Raw genomic sequence first — 15957 nt, 5'->3', positions numbered from 1 at the left:
CGACTTATTATGTCGATGGGTCCGAGACTTCATCAGGAGCCGACTACATGCAACCGACGCTTACCGCCATATTGCCCTGCAATGATCTTGATCGCACCGAGGCGTTTTTCGTGCGACTGGGCTTCAAGCGCGAGAACGACTGTGCGGATGACTACCGGATGCTCGCCGACGGCTTCGGCGGGCAAGTCCATCTGAATCCGGCCGTCACTGGATGGCTCGTACCGGGCCGTAATCCGTTCGGACTTTATTTCTACCGAGAGGATGTAGACGAACTCGCCGCCCTTTTTCGCGGCGAAATCCTTGGAGCCGGCGATCCGAGCGACAAACCGTGGGGCATGTACGAGTTCGCCCTGAACGCGCCTGACGACTTACTGGTAAGAGTGGGGTGGCCAACGCGCCTGCGGCGGTGTTAGTGGGTTGCTCCCGTCTCATGTGCGCGTTCCTTACATTGGCGCACTGTCCAAAACATGAACCACCCAAGCCCGCCAAGAATAAATCTAAGAGCACCATGTCGCCTATGTGCGGAAACCGTCAGCGCAGCTCGGCGCGAAGGTCGCGTACACCGCGCCCTGTCCTTTGGCGCAGGAGCGCGCCCAATGTCGCCCCGTCGATGTAGCCCACCTGAGCGGCCACGGCTTCCAGGTCCATGCCGCTGCGCAGAAGCGATTGGGCATGCTCCACGCGTAAGTCCTGAAAATAGGACAAGGGTGATTTTCCCAGTATGGCTTGGCATCGCCGCTGCAACGAGCGCGTGCTGGTTCCGACCGCAGAAGCGGCGTCCTGTAGGGAGAACCCCTCTTTGAGATGATCCCTTGCCCAGCGCTCGAACCGCAGGACGAGGGGATCGGCCTGCGCCAGATGGTTGGGAATAATGTATTGCGCCTGCGATGAACGAAGGTCGGCCAGCAGATATCGCGAGACTACAACGGCCAGCTCCGGACTGGCTTTGCGGATCAGCCAAAGCGCAAGGTCGAGATGCCCCATAGCCGCGCCGGCTGTGACGCCGATATCGGTCGGCACCAACATTCGCGACTCTTCGAGCCGCACCTTCGGGAAGCGTTGCCGGAACAGCGGCGCAAGCCACCAGGTCGTAGTCGCCTCGCGATGATCGAGAAGGCCCGTTTCGGCCAATAGGAACGTGCCGATACACGAAGTGGCGATCCTGGCGCCCTGCTCATGCCATCTCCCGAGCTCCATAACGGCCTGCTTGACGTCTGGCCGCTGCAGCGCCGGAAGGAGGAGCTCGGGCGTCGAAGTCGCCAATGCGGGAACGACCACCCAGTCGGGCATCAATGCGGGCGTTATCGGCTGCACGGGAATAGCCAGCCCGCCGCTGGTCCGCACCTTCTTGCGCACCCCCACGATGCTGATTTCAAACGGAGGCTGCCTGCCTTCACGGGCGACGAAACTGTTTGCAATCCTAAGCGAATCGAGCACCGCCGTGTACCCGGTGTCAAAAACTCCATCGAGAGCAAGCAGAGTGATCCGCATGGCGTAAACGACTCAAAAGTTGGCATTTACGACTGTACCGGTTTTCGAGTGCGCGGCCTAGACTTTGTCTCGTCGATTCACCAAGGAGACGACAAATGAAAGTTTTCGCGATCGGAAAAGGCGTGAAACCCCTCACGGACGAAGTGAGGCAACAGATGATGCCGAAGGAAGTCCCTCACACGCTTAAGCTCTACCTCGAAGGCAAAATCGAGCAGTTTTACTTTATCGACGAAAAACCGGGTGTGGTATTCCTGATGAGAGCGGAATCCGTCGACGAAGCCAAGGCTATCGTGGGCGAAATGCCGCTCGCGTCCGCTGGCTTCCTCGACTTCGAGTTCCTCCCGGTAGGCCCGCTCAAACCCCTCGGTATGCTGCTTCAGGGCAAATAAGCGCGACGTTCTCGCTACCCGGAAGCAGCCCGTCATGCCGCGGCCGACGCCGCCATCCTCAACGAGCGGCGGCGCAAATATACGTTGTTCATGATTAGCGCAACAGCGGTTAACGTTGCCCCCACGATCTGAACCGACATCGGTACTAGTCCGGTCAGGGCGGACACGACGAATGCAGTGATCGGCACTACGTCCATGAAAAGCACGCCGTTCATCGGACCGAGGATCCGGTTCCCGGAGACCCAGAACAAGATCGCGCCGAACCCAGCGACGGGCCCCATGTAGAGTAGATGCGGCGCGATGGAGCGCAGCGTCGACAACGTCGGCATGGGCACCACGTGCAGCGCAATCAAGATCGCGTTGACGGTGACGATCGTAGTAAGCCCGAGCCAGGTCGTCACCGTTGTGTACTTCAATGCTGACCAGCGTGCGAACCGCGCGGAGCCGAACGTATATACCACCCAACAAAACGCTCCGATCACGATCAGCCCGCTGGCAGCGTAGTGCTGGGGTCCGTGAATGGCGGCCAGCAGATCACCGTTCGTAATCACCAGCGAGACGCCTGAGAACGATGCCGCAACGAACACAAGCGAGAGCACTGGCGGTGGGCTGCGTCGTAGCCACGAGCTAAGCAGCAAGCCCATCATCGGTTGCGTTGCCATCATGATCGACGCATCGAGCGCGCCGTCCGGCCCGGCAAGTTGCTGCCCGAGAAACACGAACGAGCCGAAGCCGCAAAAGCCGACAGATCCGAGCAACCATGCAGTCCCGAGCGAGTGGCGGTCGGCTGCAAACGCGCCAGCGCCTTCGCGATGCCGCAGTAGCATCGCGAAGGCGATCCCAGCTATCAGATAGCGCAGCGACGTAAACGTGAATGGATCGACGTGCGTCAACGCTGCGGTCATTACCGGAAACATCGCCCCCATCAGCGCCGTACCCGTCAGGCACAACGCGACGCCCTTCCAGTAACTTTTCGACGATGCAGACGAAGCGGAGTTTGATTTCATGACTGATCGTTCTCAAAATTGATAAAAAAATGCTGAAGTCTGCCGTCCCCCATAAAATCACCGGCGTGCCGATGGAAACGCTCGTCTCAGACCAGCGCTCGCATCGTCATCTCCACAATCGACGTGAGCGCGGATTTATCCATGTCGGTCTTGCCGAGCACTCGCATCCCCTGAACAATGCAGAGCAGGAACCGTCCGACTTCCTCTGCATCCAGGCTTGCATCGAATTGGCCAGCCTGCTGGCCGCGCGCGATCGCGAGACTGAACTGCGTCGCGATGCGGTGCAACGTCGATTCGATATGGGAACGCATGGCCTGGTCGCCCGGTAGCAACTCGATGGCCGCATTGGTAATCAGGCAGCCGTATCGATCCAGTAGATTCGCGCTGACCAATGTGTAATGCAGCAGCGCCGCGCGCAATGCGTCAGCTGGTGGCATGTCGGCGGCCAGTCGCTCCTTCAGTCGCGCGACTGCACCTTCCGCATAGCGATCGAACGCCGCGACAAGCAAGCCGTGCTTGTCGCCAAAGGTCCGGTACAGACTGCCGCGGAACACGCCTGTCGCCTCGCATAGCGCGTCGACAGGCGTCGCGTGATAGCCATGCTCCCAAAAGACGCGGGCAGCAGCGTCAATCGCCTGATCGACATCGAATTCCCGGGGTCGGCCGCGTTCCCCAGAACGATCAGAAGGGAAACGACTGCGATTTTGGGAACTGTCGGAGGTAGTCATGGCGGATATATTAGAACTGATCGTTCTCAAAATCAACCAGCAGGGCATTACGCGACGTTCGCCGCGCGATCGAGGATCTTCATTCTTCTGGATGAAACCGCGATCGCCGCGGTCAAAAAGCACCACTTCACGATCAAGCCATGCCAGGTGCGATGCCTGCAACCGCAACATGCCCTCCTCAACCCACCCAAAACCCTGTAGAATTATCGGCTCTGCGGGCGTCGTATAATGGCCATTACCCCAGCTTCCCAAGCTGGAGACGTGGGTTCGATTCCCATCGCCCGCTCCAATCCGAGTCACCCCATCCCGACCAAACGCTCGCTCACCGGCACCGCCCCCGGCCTCGCGATGCATATCCTTATAACTAATATCTCGTGTACATCTTTTCGCCCTAGACAGATAATTCATTTGGGACGCCGATCCCGGACCTGTCCGTTTTCCAAACATCCAGCCTCGCCATGTCCGACATTTCTGTCGCAAGTCGCACAGCGCGCCCCAGCATTCACATGGGTGCGCTCGGCATCGCATCGCTCGCGTTTCTCGCGGGCCTGATCTATCTCGATTCGACCGTCAGCGGTCGCCAAGCCGCCCTTTGGATCGTCGGTGGTCTGCTCGGCGTCTCGCTCTATCACGCATCGTTCGGCTTCACGTCCGCGTGGCGCCGGTTCATTTCCGATCGCCGCGGAGCCGGGCTACGCGCGCAAATGGCAATGCTTGCCCTCGGCGTGGTGCTGTTCTTCCCCGCCTTGTCCTCAGGAACGTTGTTCGGGCATCCGGTGGCGGGCCACGTGTTGCCGGCGGGTACGTCCGTCATCGTCGGTTCGTTCCTCTTCGGCCTCGGCATGCAGCTCGGCGGCGGTTGTGCATCGGGAACGCTCTTCGCGATAGGCGGCGGCAATACGCGCATGATCGTCACGCTGTTCTTCTTCGTGGTCGGTTCGTTGATCGGCACGCAGCATTTCGCGTGGTGGGCGGCGCTGCCGGCGCCCAAGCCGTTTTCGTTCATCACGACGTTCGGCGTAGGCCCGGCGATCGCGATCAACCTCGCGCTCTTCGGTGCAGTCGCGTGGCTGACGGTCGTTGCCGAGAAGCGTCGACATGGCACCCTGCAGCCTGGCCATGCGGCTGGAAGCGATAACGGTCCGGCTTGGCTTGTCGGCCCGTGGCCGATGTGGGTCGGTGCGATCGCATTGGCCGTCCTGAACTTCGCGACGCTCGCGCTCGCCGGCCGGCCCTGGGGCATTACCTCGGCATTCGCGCTCTGGGGCGCGAAGGGCGCCGCGGCGCTGGGCGTCGACGTCGCGAACTGGTCCTACTGGCAGCACCAGGCCAAGGCGCTCGCCGCGCCGCTCTCGTTCGACGTCACGACGATCATGGACATCGCGATCATGATTGGGGCGCTTGCAGCTTCCGCACTGGCAGGCCGCTTCCAGCCGGGCTGGCGCGTGCCGCCGCGTTCGCTGGCCGCAGCCGTTATCGGTGGCTTGTTGCTCGGTTACGGCGCTCGACTCTCATTCGGCTGCAACATCGGCGCTTATTTCAGCGGCATCGTCTCGGGCAGCTTGCATGGATGGCTCTGGGCGGTCTGTGCATTCGTCGGCAGCGTCGTCGGCACGCGCTTGCGGCCCGTGTTCGGTCTTCCAAACGAGAAGACGGTCAAACAGACCGCTTGCTAGCGCTCGTCCGATAAGCGGTTTTCGCGTGCGTTGCCGCGAAAACCGCTGTTCACATCGTCACACCTATCAGTACCGGACCGACTCATAGGTCGAACACTCGGTGTCGATAACGCTCACTGCAACAACCCAAATACCGCTACGCCGTTCGTCGCGCCCACGTACACATGTCCAAGCGCAATCATCGGCGTGATGAACTTGTTCCCGGCGCCCCACTGATCGCGCGCGCCGGCCTGGTTGCTGTTGTACAGCTCGTTCCCGAGATTCGCCGCATCATAAGCGTGTAGCACGCCCGTCGTCCCGTTTTCGGCCGCCCAAACAATGCCGTTCGTCGCACCGTTCGCCGAGATGGCCGGCGTCGCGCCGGGGTAAGGGAACGTCGTGGGGCTCTTCGATGACGGCGTCGTCGCGAGAAACGCGTTCGTGATCGGCAGCGCTTTCAAGTTGTCGTTGAAGCCACCGTAATAGACCACGCCGTTGTAATACGCCGGTGAGCCCCATATGCCGCCGCCAAGCGTACCCGGCGGAATCTCCTGCCAGATGTTGTCGCTAGCGGCATTCCACTTGCCCATCGAATCGCGATCGACAACGTAAATGCTGTTGTTCTTCCCGGCCGCCAAAACGAGGTGCTTGACGGCACCCCCGGCCGCCGTCTGATCCGGCAGCACCATCGCGCCGCCCGAGCCCAAATCGTTATCGGCGTTCGATTCGGTCACGGTATCCGTCATCGTGAAATAGTCGGTCACGTTCAAGGAACCGATCGGCAGCTTCATGAGTGTATTGCCGAAATCTCCGCCGGCCGGCATTCCCTGAGCATTGAGCGTCGTGTCAAAGGTTCCATTCCCATCCGGCACATAAATGGACGCGCCATCGGAGGCCATGCCCGAGCCAGCCATCCACACGGACCCGCCGCTGCCGTTCGGCGTAACGAGCATCGCACCGGTCTGCGCGAGCGTGGCCGCGTTATAGGCCATGATCCAGCCGTGGTAATTCCCCGACATGCAATGCGATGTCCAACCCATATAGATGTTGCCGCCAACGAGCGTCAGCGCCGCACGCTCCGTCTGCAGCGAGGGATCGAACGTAATGACGCCGTTCGCGCTGCCGGACCCGCCGCCAGGAGCACTTGCGGTGATTTCAGTGGGCCCGCCCAGCATCTCGGCTCCCGTCGCCAGATCGAGCGCATGCAGGCGATGGTGATAGCCGCCGCTGCCGTCCTTCGTCATCGCCACCACGTAGATGACGCCGTTCGGACCTCGGCTACGGTCGATGACGGGCGTGGACGTGATGCCGATCTCAGGTGTGATGTCCTGGCAGCCGTGATCGTCGCTCGGTGTCTCGCCGCCGCGGATCAGGGAATCCTGCCAGAGCAGACCAAACGTACTCGCGTCGTAAGCGTAGACGCTGTCGTGCTCAGTCACGACGTAGACGACGTTATGCAATGAGCCGCCGACCGAGAGCTGCGTAACGAAGAGCGGCTGCCCGTCCACTTTGCCGTCGGCCGGCAAAAAGCCGACCTTGCCAAACGTCGCCGCTCGAACGTTGGCCGGCGTCAGCGACGTCTCGGCCAGCATCTGCCCGGTGCGGGCAAGGTCGTTGTGATGCATGAGCACATCCGTCGCCATCGCCGACGCACCGCCGCCGCTCCCGGTCGACCCCGATCCTGCCGCGCCGGCGGCACCACCGGCACCACCGGCACCACCGGCTCCACTCGATGCCGCGGCATTGCTGCCGCCACCCGACCCTCCGCCGCACGATACGCAGCCGCCCGCAATAATGAGCCACGCACAGGTCTGCCGAAGCCAGTACCCACAGCTGCGCAGGCCTGCACGGGGCTCGTGCTGCCATGTTCGCATGCTCGCCTCCCAACTGCCCATCCGGCCCCTGACAACTGAGTGGCGACGGGCGCTATTCGCGTGTGACAGATATTAAGAATCGATCGGCTCGAGCTACGGCCATTGCAGCGCATCTTTCCGCCATGCTGGAACCGGCTTTCGTGCGCATGTCCATGCGCGATCACACAATTCGCGCGACAATTGCACGTCTTTCCGCGTTTTGGTCGTTTTCTCTCCTTGGCAATGGAACGCCATTTCATGTCCCGCACGAGTGCGGTAGCGCTGCTGGTCGACGCACGCGGTGCGCTGACCGAACTGCTTAGCGAATCATCCGCACACGAAGCCACTCAACACGAGCGAATGCTCAAAACGATCGAGCGATTGCTGCTGGACGTACGGGTCGGTCGAACGAACGAATTCGATCTCGAGTATCCGACTTTCGTCCATGTGATCGTCTCCGATTGATCGCCCGGTGAGCAGTTCGCCGAAGCGAGTTCCGCAACCACCCTCTCTCGTCTAAAATCTCGCGCACGTCGCGCAACGGGACCGCCCGAGTCGGGCGTACCTCGATCAGCTCTTATTACGATGACTCACGATCCCAACGAAGCGGGCCGGCCGTCCGGCACGCCCCGCCCTGCCGCTGATACCGCGACGCCGACCGAAACGGCAGCCGCCACACATTCGGACCATGCGGCGCCTTCAGCCGAGCAAACCCCGTACCTTCGCCGTATCCGCAGCTTCGTCACACGCGCCGGCCGCGTATCGACGGGCCAGCGCCGCGCGCTCGACGAGCTCGGCCCCCGCTTCGTCGTGCCCTACTCGGACGGATCCACGGACTGGGACGCCGTCTTCGGACGCCGCGCGCCGCGCATCCTTGAAATCGGCTTCGGCATGGGCGCGACGACGGCCGAAATCGCCGCGCAACGCGTGGATGACGATTTCATCGGCGTCGAAGTGCATGAGCCCGGCGTCGGTGCCCTGCTCAAGCTCATTGGGGAGCGCGACTTGTCGAATATCCGCATCGTCCAGCACGATGCGGTGGAAGTCGTCGAGCGCATGATCGGCGCGCAAACGCTCGACGGCGTGCACGTCTTTTTCCCCGATCCTTGGCACAAGGCGCGCCATCACAAACGCCGGCTCATTCAGCCGCCGTTCGTCGCCTTGCTCGCCTCGCGGATGAAGCCGGGCGCCTATCTGCACTGCGCCACGGACTGGCAGAACTACGCCGAGCAGATGCTGGAAGTATTGAGCGCGGAGCCCATGCTCGAGAACACGGCCCGCGATTACGCGCCGCGCCCCGCCTATCGGCCCGTCACGAAATTCGAATCACGCGGCCTGCGCCTCGGCCACGGTGTATGGGACCTGGTCTTCAAACGGCGCGGCGTCTGAAAGTTCAACCCGCCCACCGTACGTCGTAGCCGTAGCCGACGACGAGCACGAGCATGCCGAAAGCGATTCGGTACCAGGCGAACACGGTGAAATCGTGAGTGGCGAGATACCGCAACAGCCAGCGCACGCAGGCAAACGCGCTGACGAAAGCGGCGGCGGTCCCCACGCTGAATAGGCCGGCTGCACCCGCAATCGCGCCGTGGCCATGTTTGACGATCTCGTAGCACGATGCGCCCACGATCACCGGAATGGCGAGGAAAAACGAGAACTCAGTCGCGACACGCCGTTCGACACCGAGCAGCATCGCCCCGACGATCGTCGACCCGGAGCGCGAAACACCGGGAATCAACGCGCAGCACTGCGCCAGGCCGACCTTGAGCGCGTCGAACGGGCTCAGTTGATCGAGCGAGCCGATACGCGCGGCCGTGCCGTGGACGCGCTTCCCGCGCTCGCGCGCTTGCACCCAGAGAATCACGGCACCGCCCACCACGAGCGCCAGTGCCACAGGCATCGGCTCGAACAGGACGGCCTTGATCTGCGCTTCGAACATGAGGCCGAGCGCGACGGCGGGAAGCGTTGCGATGATGACGTTGAGCGCGAAACGCCTGGCATCGACGCTCGTCGGCAGCCCCGCGACGACGGCGCCGATCCGCTGCCGGTACTCCCAGCAGACAGCCAGGATGGCCCCGAACTGAATGACTACGTTAAAGGTCTTCGCGCCGTCGCCATCGAATCCGAGCAGGTAGCTCGCCAGAATCAGATGCCCCGTGCTGGAGACAGGCAAGAACTCGGTCACGCCTTCAACGACGCCGAGAATCAGCGCCTTGCCGATCAACGTCCAATCCATCCGTGGCCCCCTTTTGAGAGTCTCGCGTGCGGTCACCTTTCAACGATCTGCACGCGTATGCCATTTGAAAGGATTGTGATTGTACCCGGTTCGTAATTGACGCCGGCGAATTGCAGTTCTTCCGGCTTGAACGTGTAGATCGGATAGCCGTCGAGCCATTGCGCGGCGGCGAGCGCGCCCGCGGCCTCGATCTGCTGCCGGTAGGCCCTCGCCTCGCCCGCCACATCGACATGCTCGACGCTCGGCGAGCGCAACACGACCGCGCGCTGGGTGCTGTCGTATTCGAGCGCGCTCGAGAGTGTAAACGCCCCATCGACGGGCTGCTGCAGGAACGGGCTCGTGACATGCGCGTCGAGCCGCACTGTCACACGATTGGCCTCCGGCTCGAAGCCGACGAGAGGGTTCGTCAACGCGACATCAAAAAGCTGCGACACCGAATGGCGATAGGGAAATTTGCGCGAGACCGCGTCCTGAACTTGCCGCTGCGAGAACGTGTAGTGATCGGGGATGAACGGGAAAGTCCTGCTCGCGCACGCGGCGAACGGCGCGGCGATGCTCGCCGCGATACCCATGCCGAGCATCATCCGAAAGAACCGGCGCCGGTACGGCGCTGCGGCATGCGTCATGCGTGACCTCCTTGCGCGGGCTGCGTCAGTCGTTCGAGTTCGGTGAGCCAGAGGAGCGCCTCGCCGCGCGAGTCGCCGCACATCTGCGCGTGCGGCTGCAGGCCACTGCAGCAGGCGGGCCGCTCGGGGCGGCCGAAGATTTTGCATCGATAGTCGTCGTCGAGCTGCACGCAGCGCACGCCGGCGGGCTTGCCGTTCGGCATACCGGGGATCGGGCTCGTAATCGACGGAGCGATGCAGCAGGCGCCGCAGCCGGGGCGACAGGCATGATCGACGGCGCGGGGCGAGGAAATAGCATCCACGAAAAAACTTCCTGATCGAGCGATGGGCGGCACGCGATGCCGAGAACGCGAGCCAAACCTGCATTGTGCCTGCGTTCGTTCTTCGCGTGCCCCGCCCCACTCGGCGCCCGCTGCGTGTTGTCTCGCGTCGTCGCAGGAGTAGCGGACTCGGGACTCGGCGTACTTGGTAAAGTGAATGTTTTTCGCTGGCTTAGAGAAGGGAAGGACATCATGCGCGGCACCCGAGCCATCACCGCCGTCGAGCGCCTCAAGGCGCGCAGCGGCAACCCAGGCTATACCGCCGTCAGCCTGCCAGGCGGGCGGTTTCGTTTGATCGAGAAGGCCGGCGGCGGCGAACGCAAGCTGGGCGAACCCATGCCGCTCGAGGAATTCGTCGCTTTCGTCGACGGAATAGAGCCCGCCAAGCCGAAAAAGGCGAGCAAGCTCGACGAGGCCTTTGCGGCGCAGATCAAGCGCAGCGGGAGCTAGCACGCCGACTTGCCGCGGGCCGCGCGCCGGCCGCGTGCTTGCCGCGCCGGACTGCGTCAGATGTGCGGAGCGACAGACGCGGTTTGGTACAATCCTGGGGTTTTCCTCCATCGTCATCCATGCTTCATCGAGCCTGTCGGCGCCCGCGCGTGGGCGCCCGATCAGCTCCGAGAGCAGAACCGATTTAGCAGTCGTCGAGAGTCAGACGCCATGAACATCGAGCAAGCCCGTTTCAACATGATCGAGCAGCAAATCCGCCCCTGGGACGTGCTGGACCAGGAAGTGCTGAATCTGCTCGCGATCGTCAAGCGTGAGAATTTCGTGCCGGCGGCATACCGCGACCTCGCGTTCGCCGATCTCGAAGTGCCGCTGCCTGCCGGCCAGCACATGTTTCAGCCGCGCATCGAGGCGCGCATCCTCCAGGAACTGGCGGTGAAGAAGCACGAGAGCGTGCTCGAGATCGGCGCGGGCTCCGGCTATATGGCTGCGCTGCTCGCGCATCGCGCGCAGCATGTGCTGACGATCGACATCAAGCCCGAGCTGGTCGAGCTGGCTAAGAGCAACCTGGCCGCGAACGGCGTCGTGAATGTCGAAGTGGCCGCCGGCGACGGCTCGCGCGGCTGGCCTGCCGCGGCGCCCTACGACGTCATTTGCGTATCGGGCGGCTTGCCCGTGCTGCCGCAGGAATTGCTCGAGCAGTTGAAGATCGGCGGCCGGCTCGCCGCGTTCGTCGGCACGGCGCCTGTCATGAAGGCGCAGGTCATCACGCGCATCGACGAGAAGCAGTTTCGCGTCGCCGATATCTTCGAAACCTACGTCGAGCCGCTCGCGAACGCGGTCGAACCGCCGCGTTTCAAGTTCTGACATCGTATTGAGTCTTAGAGTCGTCCGCCATGCAAAACCTGACTGCCTCCGCACTTGCCGAATGGCTCGCCGACACGTCGCGCCCGGCGCCCGTCATGCTCGATGTGCGCGAGCCGTGGGAAATCGCGACGGCGAGCATCGCCGGCTGCGTGTCGATTCCGATGCGCGACATTCCCGCGCGCAGCGAAGAACTCGACGACGAAGCGCCGATCGTCTGCATCTGCCATCATGGCGCGCGCAGCGCCAACGTCGGCATGTTCCTCGAGTCGCGCGGATTCAAGCAGATTTTCAATCTTCAGGGTGGGATCGACGCGTGGTCGCGTCAGGTCGATGCGTCCGTGCCGACGTATTGACCACCCGTGGCGCTCTCTTAGGCATATCCGACTTCCGTGTGGAATTGCGGTTTTCTGCTCTGAAGTTGAGGTCATAAAAAACACCGCCGGCATCGATGTGCCGGCGGTGTTTTGTTTTGCTTTGAGCTATCTATCTGATGTCGCAAACACCAACAGTGATCAGTCGGCGTACTTGAACAGATTGTAGAAGCTCGTCTGTCCGCCGTTCCACGACAACTGCACCGTGCGTGTTGCCCCAGCTTGCAGCGCGGGGAACGGACAAGCCGATGTGCATTCCTGCACTCCCGACTGATCGACGCCCGCTGTGACCGTCGCCGAATACTGGCCGTTGGCTGCGAATGTCGCCGGCGCGCTCGCCCATCCATCGACCTGGGTCGACGGTGTAACACCGGTGCCGGGCACCGTCTGGATCTGCACTCTCGACACGAGCGGCGCCACGTTTGCCGTGCCCGTGTTGGTCGACCACGCTATGCCGACCGCGGACTGCGCGCCCGCGAGCGCGCCGGCGGGGTTCAGGAAGTCGTTGAGCACGCTCGAGGACAGCGTCTGCCAGGGCACGCCCGCACCGGCCGATGCGGAGAGCGTCGGCGATGTGTTCGTCACGCTGAACGGCGCGGCGATTTGCGCGCCCGTCGAATCGTAGAACGTGACGGTGTACGTGGCGAACTGCGGAACGGTTGTCACGTCGATCGGCGACGGCGTATAGAAACCGCGGCTGTTGGTGCCCGGCGAGAACGTCCCAGTCAAGCCCGGCAATGCCGTCCACGACCAGCGATAGAGCGTCGTGTTCGAGTTCGTCGTGGTGGCCACCGTCGGCACGCTCGCGAGCACCGTGCTCGTCAGCGCGAGCGTGTTGTTGCCCGTGCTGTTGCGCGGTACCAGATAGGCCGTGCCGTTGATTCCGGGCCCTGTGACCGAAGCCGCGGCCAAATTGGTCGCCGCGTTGGCCGGTATGCTGATGCCGATTCCCGCCTCATAGCGCCCGAACTGTTGGTCAGCCGTATCGACGAAAGTCCGCCTCGCCAAGAACGAATTGATCGTCACGTTGAAAGGCTGCTGATTGCCGATGATGTCCCAACCCGCCGCCGTCTTCTGGACTACCGTCGTCGCCGAGCCGTAGGTCCCGCTCGACGTCGTATAGCGCAGCTCAACGAGCGCCTCTTGCGTGCCGTTCGTCGACGTGAAGAACTTCAGCGTTTGAGGCAAGCCGAGCGTCACGCCCGATGCGGCGAGCCCGGGATGCGCCGTCGCAAAGCTCGCGAACCCGTTTTCGAGGTAACTCGCGTCAATGGCCTGCGTGCAAGACGCGCTCGTGCCCGACAGGCACTGCGCCAACTCGGACATCAGCGGTTGCAGGTAGTCCGCGGCGGCCGGCGGCGGCGCGAGCGGAGCAGGCGCGCTGGTGCCGCTGTTGAGCGCGATGCCCGACCCTGGGTTGCCGGTCGAAACCAGTTGCATGCCGCCCGATACTGCCGCGATGAGCTCCACCGCGTCGATCACGGCGTCCGCGCCCTGCTGGTTGGTCGTGAACGCGGTGGCGATCGGATCGAACGACGTCGCGCTCAAGCCGTTGGCGGTGAGGATCGACGAAAGCATCGTGTTGAGCTTCGCCTCCGCCGACGCCACATTCGACGATGTCACGAGCGAGCTCGCGTTGCCGCTCGACAAGACATCGAGCGGATTGCCACTCGTCGTCAGCAACGCGGCGACGGCCGTCGTCAATGTCGTCACGTTGGCGATGACCGGCGCCGAAGTGCCGGTCGGCAGTGTGGCGACGACGGACACCAGCGTCGAGCTGGTGCCGGACGGATCAGTCGCCACGATGACGAAAGGTGCGGTCAATCCGGTGATCGACGCCGTATAGGCACCCGACGAATCGCTTGTCGCGCTGACGGTGGCGCCGTTGGCGCCGATGATCGTCACGCTTGCGTTGGCTACCGCGCTGCCGACAGCCACGGTCCCCGATACAGTTGTTGGCGTTGCATTGGCAGTGGGCGCGCTCGTACTCGTCGACGCGCTACCGCTGCTCCCGCCGCCCCCGCACCCCGAAATGAGCGATATGGCCAATACCGCAATTGAACTTAACGTCAGCCCCGCCTTTCTTTGATGTCTTGTCATTTTTGATCCGTAAAGGTCGTTTTTAGTAGAACCGCAACTGCCTTCTTCTTTTCTCGTTGCACGTTTCCATCTCTGAATTACGGCGACATGCAAGAGGCCCTTTTTTAGGCGCAACGATTATAGGCGGATACTGTTACAAGTCGTCAATTTCGCTGTGGCGTCAATGCGGCCGCCGAGGGGCGATCATTGCTTTCCCCACTGGAGCGCATCGACGCATCATCGCAACGCACGACGCACCGCCATGAAACGTAGGCCGCTGCGCCATGCACCATCATCGCCCGCCGGCCGCTTACGACGCCGCGTCCACAAGCCAGATCGGTCCGTGCGACGCGTACCCATTCTCGCTTGGCATGGGCCTTGCACTTGTCGCCCCCGCAGTCGACGCGGCGTCGCCTCGACTGCTCCGATCTCAAACAAATCGATTTACCCACGGCAAGGGGAAGCTAATGAAACGTCGTAGCCTGTTGAAGCTCGGTTCGGTCTCTGGCGCAATGGCGCTCGCAGGACAAAGCCCATTCGCCCGTGCGCAGTCCAATAGCGGTCCAATCAAGGTCGGCATCCTGCATTCGCTCTCGGGCACGATGGCCATCTCAGAGACATCGCTGAAAGACACCGCGCTGATGACGATCGCCGACATCAACAAGAACGGCGGCGTGCTCGGCCGCAAGATCGAGCCCGTCGTCGTTGATCCGGCGTCGAACTGGCCGCTCTTCGCCGAAAAAGCGCGGCAGCTGCTCACGCAAGACAAGGTGGCCTGCGTATTCGGCTGCTGGACATCGGTTTCGCGCAAATCGGTTCTGCCTGTTTTCGAAGAGTTGAACGGGCTCCTCTACTACCCCGTTCAATACGAAGGCGAGGAAATGTCGCGCAACGTCTTCTATACGGGCGCAGCGCCGAATCAGCAGGCCATTCCGGCCGTCGAGTATTTGATGAGCCCCGAAGGCGGCGGCGCGAAGCGCTTCTTCCTGCTCGGCACCGATTACGTTTACCCGCGCACGACGAATAAGATCCTGCGTGCGTTCCTCCATTCGAAGGGAGTGAACGACGCCGATATCCAAGAGGTCTACACGCCTTTCGGTCACAGCGACTACCAGACGATCGTCGCAAACATCAAGACGTTCTCGCAAGGCGGTAAGACAACGGTCATCTCGACGATCAACGGCGACTCGAACGTTCCGTTCTACAAGGAACTCGGCAATCAGGGCCTCAAGGCGACCGATGTGCCCGTCGTTGCATTCTCGGTCGGCGAAGAGGAATTGCGCGGCATCGATACTAAGCCGCTCGTCGGTCACCTCGCGGCATGGAACTACTTCATGTCGGTCAAGAATCCCGAGAACGTGAAGTTCAAGGCGCAGTTCGCCTCGTGGGTCAAATCGCAGAACCTGCCAGGTGGCGCCAAACGGGTGACCAACGATCCGATGGAAGCGACGTTCGTCGGCATTCACATGTGGAAGCAGGCTGTCGAAAAGGCCAAGAGCACGGACGTCGACAAAGTGCGCGTCGCGATGGTCGGCCAGAGCGTCAACGCGCCATCGGGCTTCACGCTGACGATGGATGGCAATCACCATCTGCACAAGCCCGTCATGATCGGCGAGATTCGCGGCGACGGTCAGTTCAACGTCGTGTGGAAGACGAAGACGGCCGTTCGTGCGCAGCCGTGGAGCCCGTTCATCGCCGGCAACGAGGGCAAGCCCGACGTGGTCAGCTCGATTCCCGAGTTCCTGCGCCGGCGCAACGTGGCGTGATGCCCTGCTGCGTCGAACCGTTGTAACGCGTCACTCCATCGTTAGTTGAACGAAGCATGCGCGACGGACAGGACTCCGACTGGTCGTCGCGCATTGCGTTCGCCCCTCATATCCGAGCTTGC

The 15957-nt window shown here is 62.3% G+C and carries 17 protein-coding genes and 1 tRNA gene; 10 read left to right on the top strand and 8 right to left on the bottom strand.

The genetic code is table 11. From position 1 onward, the window contains the following. The first annotated feature begins 47 nt into the window (after positions 1-47). Positions 48-413 (top strand): hypothetical protein, encoded by a 366-nt coding sequence (locus AB4Y31_RS02965; RefSeq protein ID WP_368672636.1) that lies wholly within the window; start codon positions 48-50, stop codon positions 411-413. Positions 414-531: 118 nt separating this feature from the next. On the opposite strand, the gene AB4Y31_RS02960 is transcribed toward AB4Y31_RS02965, so the two are convergent. After that, entirely contained in the window at positions 532-1491 is a 960-nt protein-coding gene (locus tag AB4Y31_RS02960; RefSeq protein ID WP_368672635.1) for a GlxA family transcriptional regulator, read from the bottom strand. Between the two features lie 95 nt (positions 1492-1586). On the opposite strand from AB4Y31_RS02960, the gene AB4Y31_RS02955 reads away from it, so the two are divergent. Further along, positions 1587-1880 carry a hypothetical protein gene (locus tag AB4Y31_RS02955; RefSeq protein ID WP_368672634.1) on the top strand — a complete coding sequence of 98 codons (294 nt, stop codon included), beginning with the start codon at positions 1587-1589 and terminating at the stop codon, positions 1878-1880. Positions 1881-1912: 32 nt separating this feature from the next. On the opposite strand, the gene AB4Y31_RS02950 is transcribed toward AB4Y31_RS02955, so the two are convergent. Together AB4Y31_RS02950 and AB4Y31_RS02945 are read right to left on the bottom strand one after the other, a co-directional pair. Next, positions 1913-2887, bottom strand: a complete 975-nt coding sequence (locus AB4Y31_RS02950) for a DMT family transporter (RefSeq protein ID WP_368672633.1) — start codon at positions 2885-2887, stop codon at positions 1913-1915. A gap of 86 nt (positions 2888-2973) precedes the next feature. Then, entirely contained in the window at positions 2974-3615 is a 642-nt protein-coding gene (locus AB4Y31_RS02945) for a TetR/AcrR family transcriptional regulator (RefSeq protein ID WP_368673432.1), read from the bottom strand. 214 nt (positions 3616-3829) lie between these two features. On the opposite strand from AB4Y31_RS02945, the gene AB4Y31_RS02940 reads away from it, so the two are divergent. Continuing rightward, positions 3830-3904: transfer RNA gene (locus AB4Y31_RS02940), tRNA-Gly, on the top strand. Positions 3905-4121: 217 nt separating this feature from the next. Further along, complete coding sequence (locus AB4Y31_RS02935; protein WP_368673431.1) at positions 4122-5291, top strand: YeeE/YedE family protein; 1170 nt, start codon at positions 4122-4124, stop codon at positions 5289-5291. 113 nt (positions 5292-5404) lie between these two features. Here AB4Y31_RS02935 and AB4Y31_RS02930 read toward each other — a convergent pair whose 3' ends face one another. Further along, positions 5405-7144 carry a pyrrolo-quinoline quinone gene (locus tag AB4Y31_RS02930; RefSeq protein WP_368672632.1) on the bottom strand — a complete coding sequence of 580 codons (1740 nt, stop codon included), beginning with the start codon at positions 7142-7144 and terminating at the stop codon, positions 5405-5407. Between the two features lie 237 nt (positions 7145-7381). On the opposite strand from AB4Y31_RS02930, the gene AB4Y31_RS02925 reads away from it, so the two are divergent. Together AB4Y31_RS02925 and trmB are read left to right on the top strand one after the other, a co-directional pair. Then, a complete protein-coding gene (locus tag AB4Y31_RS02925; protein WP_368672631.1) occupies positions 7382-7588 on the top strand; it encodes a hypothetical protein in 207 nt (68 codons plus the stop codon). 120 nt (positions 7589-7708) lie between these two features. Next, on the top strand, positions 7709-8512 hold the full coding sequence (gene trmB / locus AB4Y31_RS02920; protein WP_368672630.1) for a tRNA (guanosine(46)-N7)-methyltransferase TrmB: 804 nt from the start codon (positions 7709-7711) through the stop codon (positions 8510-8512). Positions 8513-8516: 4 nt separating this feature from the next. Here trmB and AB4Y31_RS02915 read toward each other — a convergent pair whose 3' ends face one another. From AB4Y31_RS02915 to AB4Y31_RS02905, 3 genes are read right to left on the bottom strand one after another with little or no spacing between them, the layout of a single operon-like run. Continuing rightward, positions 8517-9359, bottom strand: a complete 843-nt coding sequence (locus tag AB4Y31_RS02915) for an undecaprenyl-diphosphate phosphatase (RefSeq protein ID WP_368672629.1) — start codon at positions 9357-9359, stop codon at positions 8517-8519. Between the two features lie 32 nt (positions 9360-9391). Next, positions 9392-9985: a DUF1439 domain-containing protein gene (locus tag AB4Y31_RS02910; RefSeq protein ID WP_368672628.1), complete on the bottom strand. Its 594-nt coding sequence runs from the start codon at positions 9983-9985 to the stop codon at positions 9392-9394. After that, the gene (locus AB4Y31_RS02905; RefSeq protein ID WP_368672627.1) at positions 9982-10287 is read right to left on the bottom strand and encodes a YkgJ family cysteine cluster protein; all 306 of its coding nucleotides are present in this window, start codon (positions 10285-10287) and stop codon (positions 9982-9984) included. Before AB4Y31_RS02905 ends, AB4Y31_RS02910 begins: the two co-directional genes overlap by 4 nt. Before the next feature lie 210 nt (positions 10288-10497). Here AB4Y31_RS02905 and AB4Y31_RS02900 point away from each other — a divergent pair, with 210 nt between their 5' ends. The 3 genes from AB4Y31_RS02900 (at position 10498) to AB4Y31_RS02890 (ending at position 11972) form a co-directional block, all read left to right on the top strand. Beyond that, positions 10498-10755, top strand: a complete 258-nt coding sequence (locus tag AB4Y31_RS02900) for a hypothetical protein (protein WP_368672626.1) — start codon at positions 10498-10500, stop codon at positions 10753-10755. Between the two features lie 210 nt (positions 10756-10965). Beyond that, positions 10966-11619, top strand: a complete 654-nt coding sequence (locus tag AB4Y31_RS02895; RefSeq protein WP_368672625.1) for a protein-L-isoaspartate O-methyltransferase — start codon at positions 10966-10968, stop codon at positions 11617-11619. 29 nt (positions 11620-11648) lie between these two features. Then, on the top strand, positions 11649-11972 hold the full coding sequence (locus tag AB4Y31_RS02890; protein ID WP_368672624.1) for a rhodanese-like domain-containing protein: 324 nt from the start codon (positions 11649-11651) through the stop codon (positions 11970-11972). A gap of 159 nt (positions 11973-12131) precedes the next feature. Here AB4Y31_RS02890 and AB4Y31_RS02885 read toward each other — a convergent pair whose 3' ends face one another. Next, entirely contained in the window at positions 12132-14090 is a 1959-nt protein-coding gene (locus AB4Y31_RS02885) for a hypothetical protein (protein ID WP_368672623.1), read from the bottom strand. 446 nt (positions 14091-14536) lie between these two features. On the opposite strand from AB4Y31_RS02885, the gene urtA reads away from it, so the two are divergent. Then, a complete protein-coding gene (gene urtA, locus AB4Y31_RS02880; RefSeq protein ID WP_018442123.1) occupies positions 14537-15835 on the top strand; it encodes an urea ABC transporter substrate-binding protein in 1299 nt (432 codons plus the stop codon). Positions 15836-15957 lie beyond the last annotated feature (122 nt).

The organism is Trinickia sp. EG282A, from assembly GCF_040965455.1.
Classification (GTDB): Bacteria; Pseudomonadota; Gammaproteobacteria; order Burkholderiales; family Burkholderiaceae; genus Trinickia; species Trinickia symbiotica.
This window is presented reverse-complemented; position numbering and strand designations above follow the sequence as displayed.

Coding starts and splice junctions, on each gene's coding strand:
- AB4Y31_RS02965 (WP_368672636.1), top strand. CDS start 48: ATGCAACCGACGCTTACCGCCATATTGCCCTGCAATGATCTTGATCGC.
- AB4Y31_RS02960 (WP_368672635.1), bottom strand. CDS start 1,491: ATGCGGATCACTCTGCTTGCTCTCGATGGAGTTTTTGACACCGGGTAC.
- AB4Y31_RS02955 (WP_368672634.1), top strand. CDS start 1,587: ATGAAAGTTTTCGCGATCGGAAAAGGCGTGAAACCCCTCACGGACGAA.
- AB4Y31_RS02950 (WP_368672633.1), bottom strand. CDS start 2,887: ATGAAATCAAACTCCGCTTCGTCTGCATCGTCGAAAAGTTACTGGAAG.
- AB4Y31_RS02945 (WP_368673432.1), bottom strand. CDS start 3,615: ATGACTACCTCCGACAGTTCCCAAAATCGCAGTCGTTTCCCTTCTGAT.
- AB4Y31_RS02935 (WP_368673431.1), top strand. CDS start 4,122: ATGGGTGCGCTCGGCATCGCATCGCTCGCGTTTCTCGCGGGCCTGATC.
- AB4Y31_RS02930 (WP_368672632.1), bottom strand. CDS start 7,144: ATGCGAACATGGCAGCACGAGCCCCGTGCAGGCCTGCGCAGCTGTGGG.
- AB4Y31_RS02925 (WP_368672631.1), top strand. CDS start 7,382: ATGTCCCGCACGAGTGCGGTAGCGCTGCTGGTCGACGCACGCGGTGCG.
- trmB (WP_368672630.1), top strand. CDS start 7,709: ATGACTCACGATCCCAACGAAGCGGGCCGGCCGTCCGGCACGCCCCGC.
- AB4Y31_RS02915 (WP_368672629.1), bottom strand. CDS start 9,359: ATGGATTGGACGTTGATCGGCAAGGCGCTGATTCTCGGCGTCGTTGAA.
- AB4Y31_RS02910 (WP_368672628.1), bottom strand. CDS start 9,985: ATGACGCATGCCGCAGCGCCGTACCGGCGCCGGTTCTTTCGGATGATG.
- AB4Y31_RS02900 (WP_368672626.1), top strand. CDS start 10,498: ATGCGCGGCACCCGAGCCATCACCGCCGTCGAGCGCCTCAAGGCGCGC.
- AB4Y31_RS02895 (WP_368672625.1), top strand. CDS start 10,966: ATGAACATCGAGCAAGCCCGTTTCAACATGATCGAGCAGCAAATCCGC.
- AB4Y31_RS02890 (WP_368672624.1), top strand. CDS start 11,649: ATGCAAAACCTGACTGCCTCCGCACTTGCCGAATGGCTCGCCGACACG.
- AB4Y31_RS02885 (WP_368672623.1), bottom strand. CDS start 14,090: ATGACAAGACATCAAAGAAAGGCGGGGCTGACGTTAAGTTCAATTGCG.
- urtA (WP_018442123.1), top strand. CDS start 14,537: ATGAAACGTCGTAGCCTGTTGAAGCTCGGTTCGGTCTCTGGCGCAATG.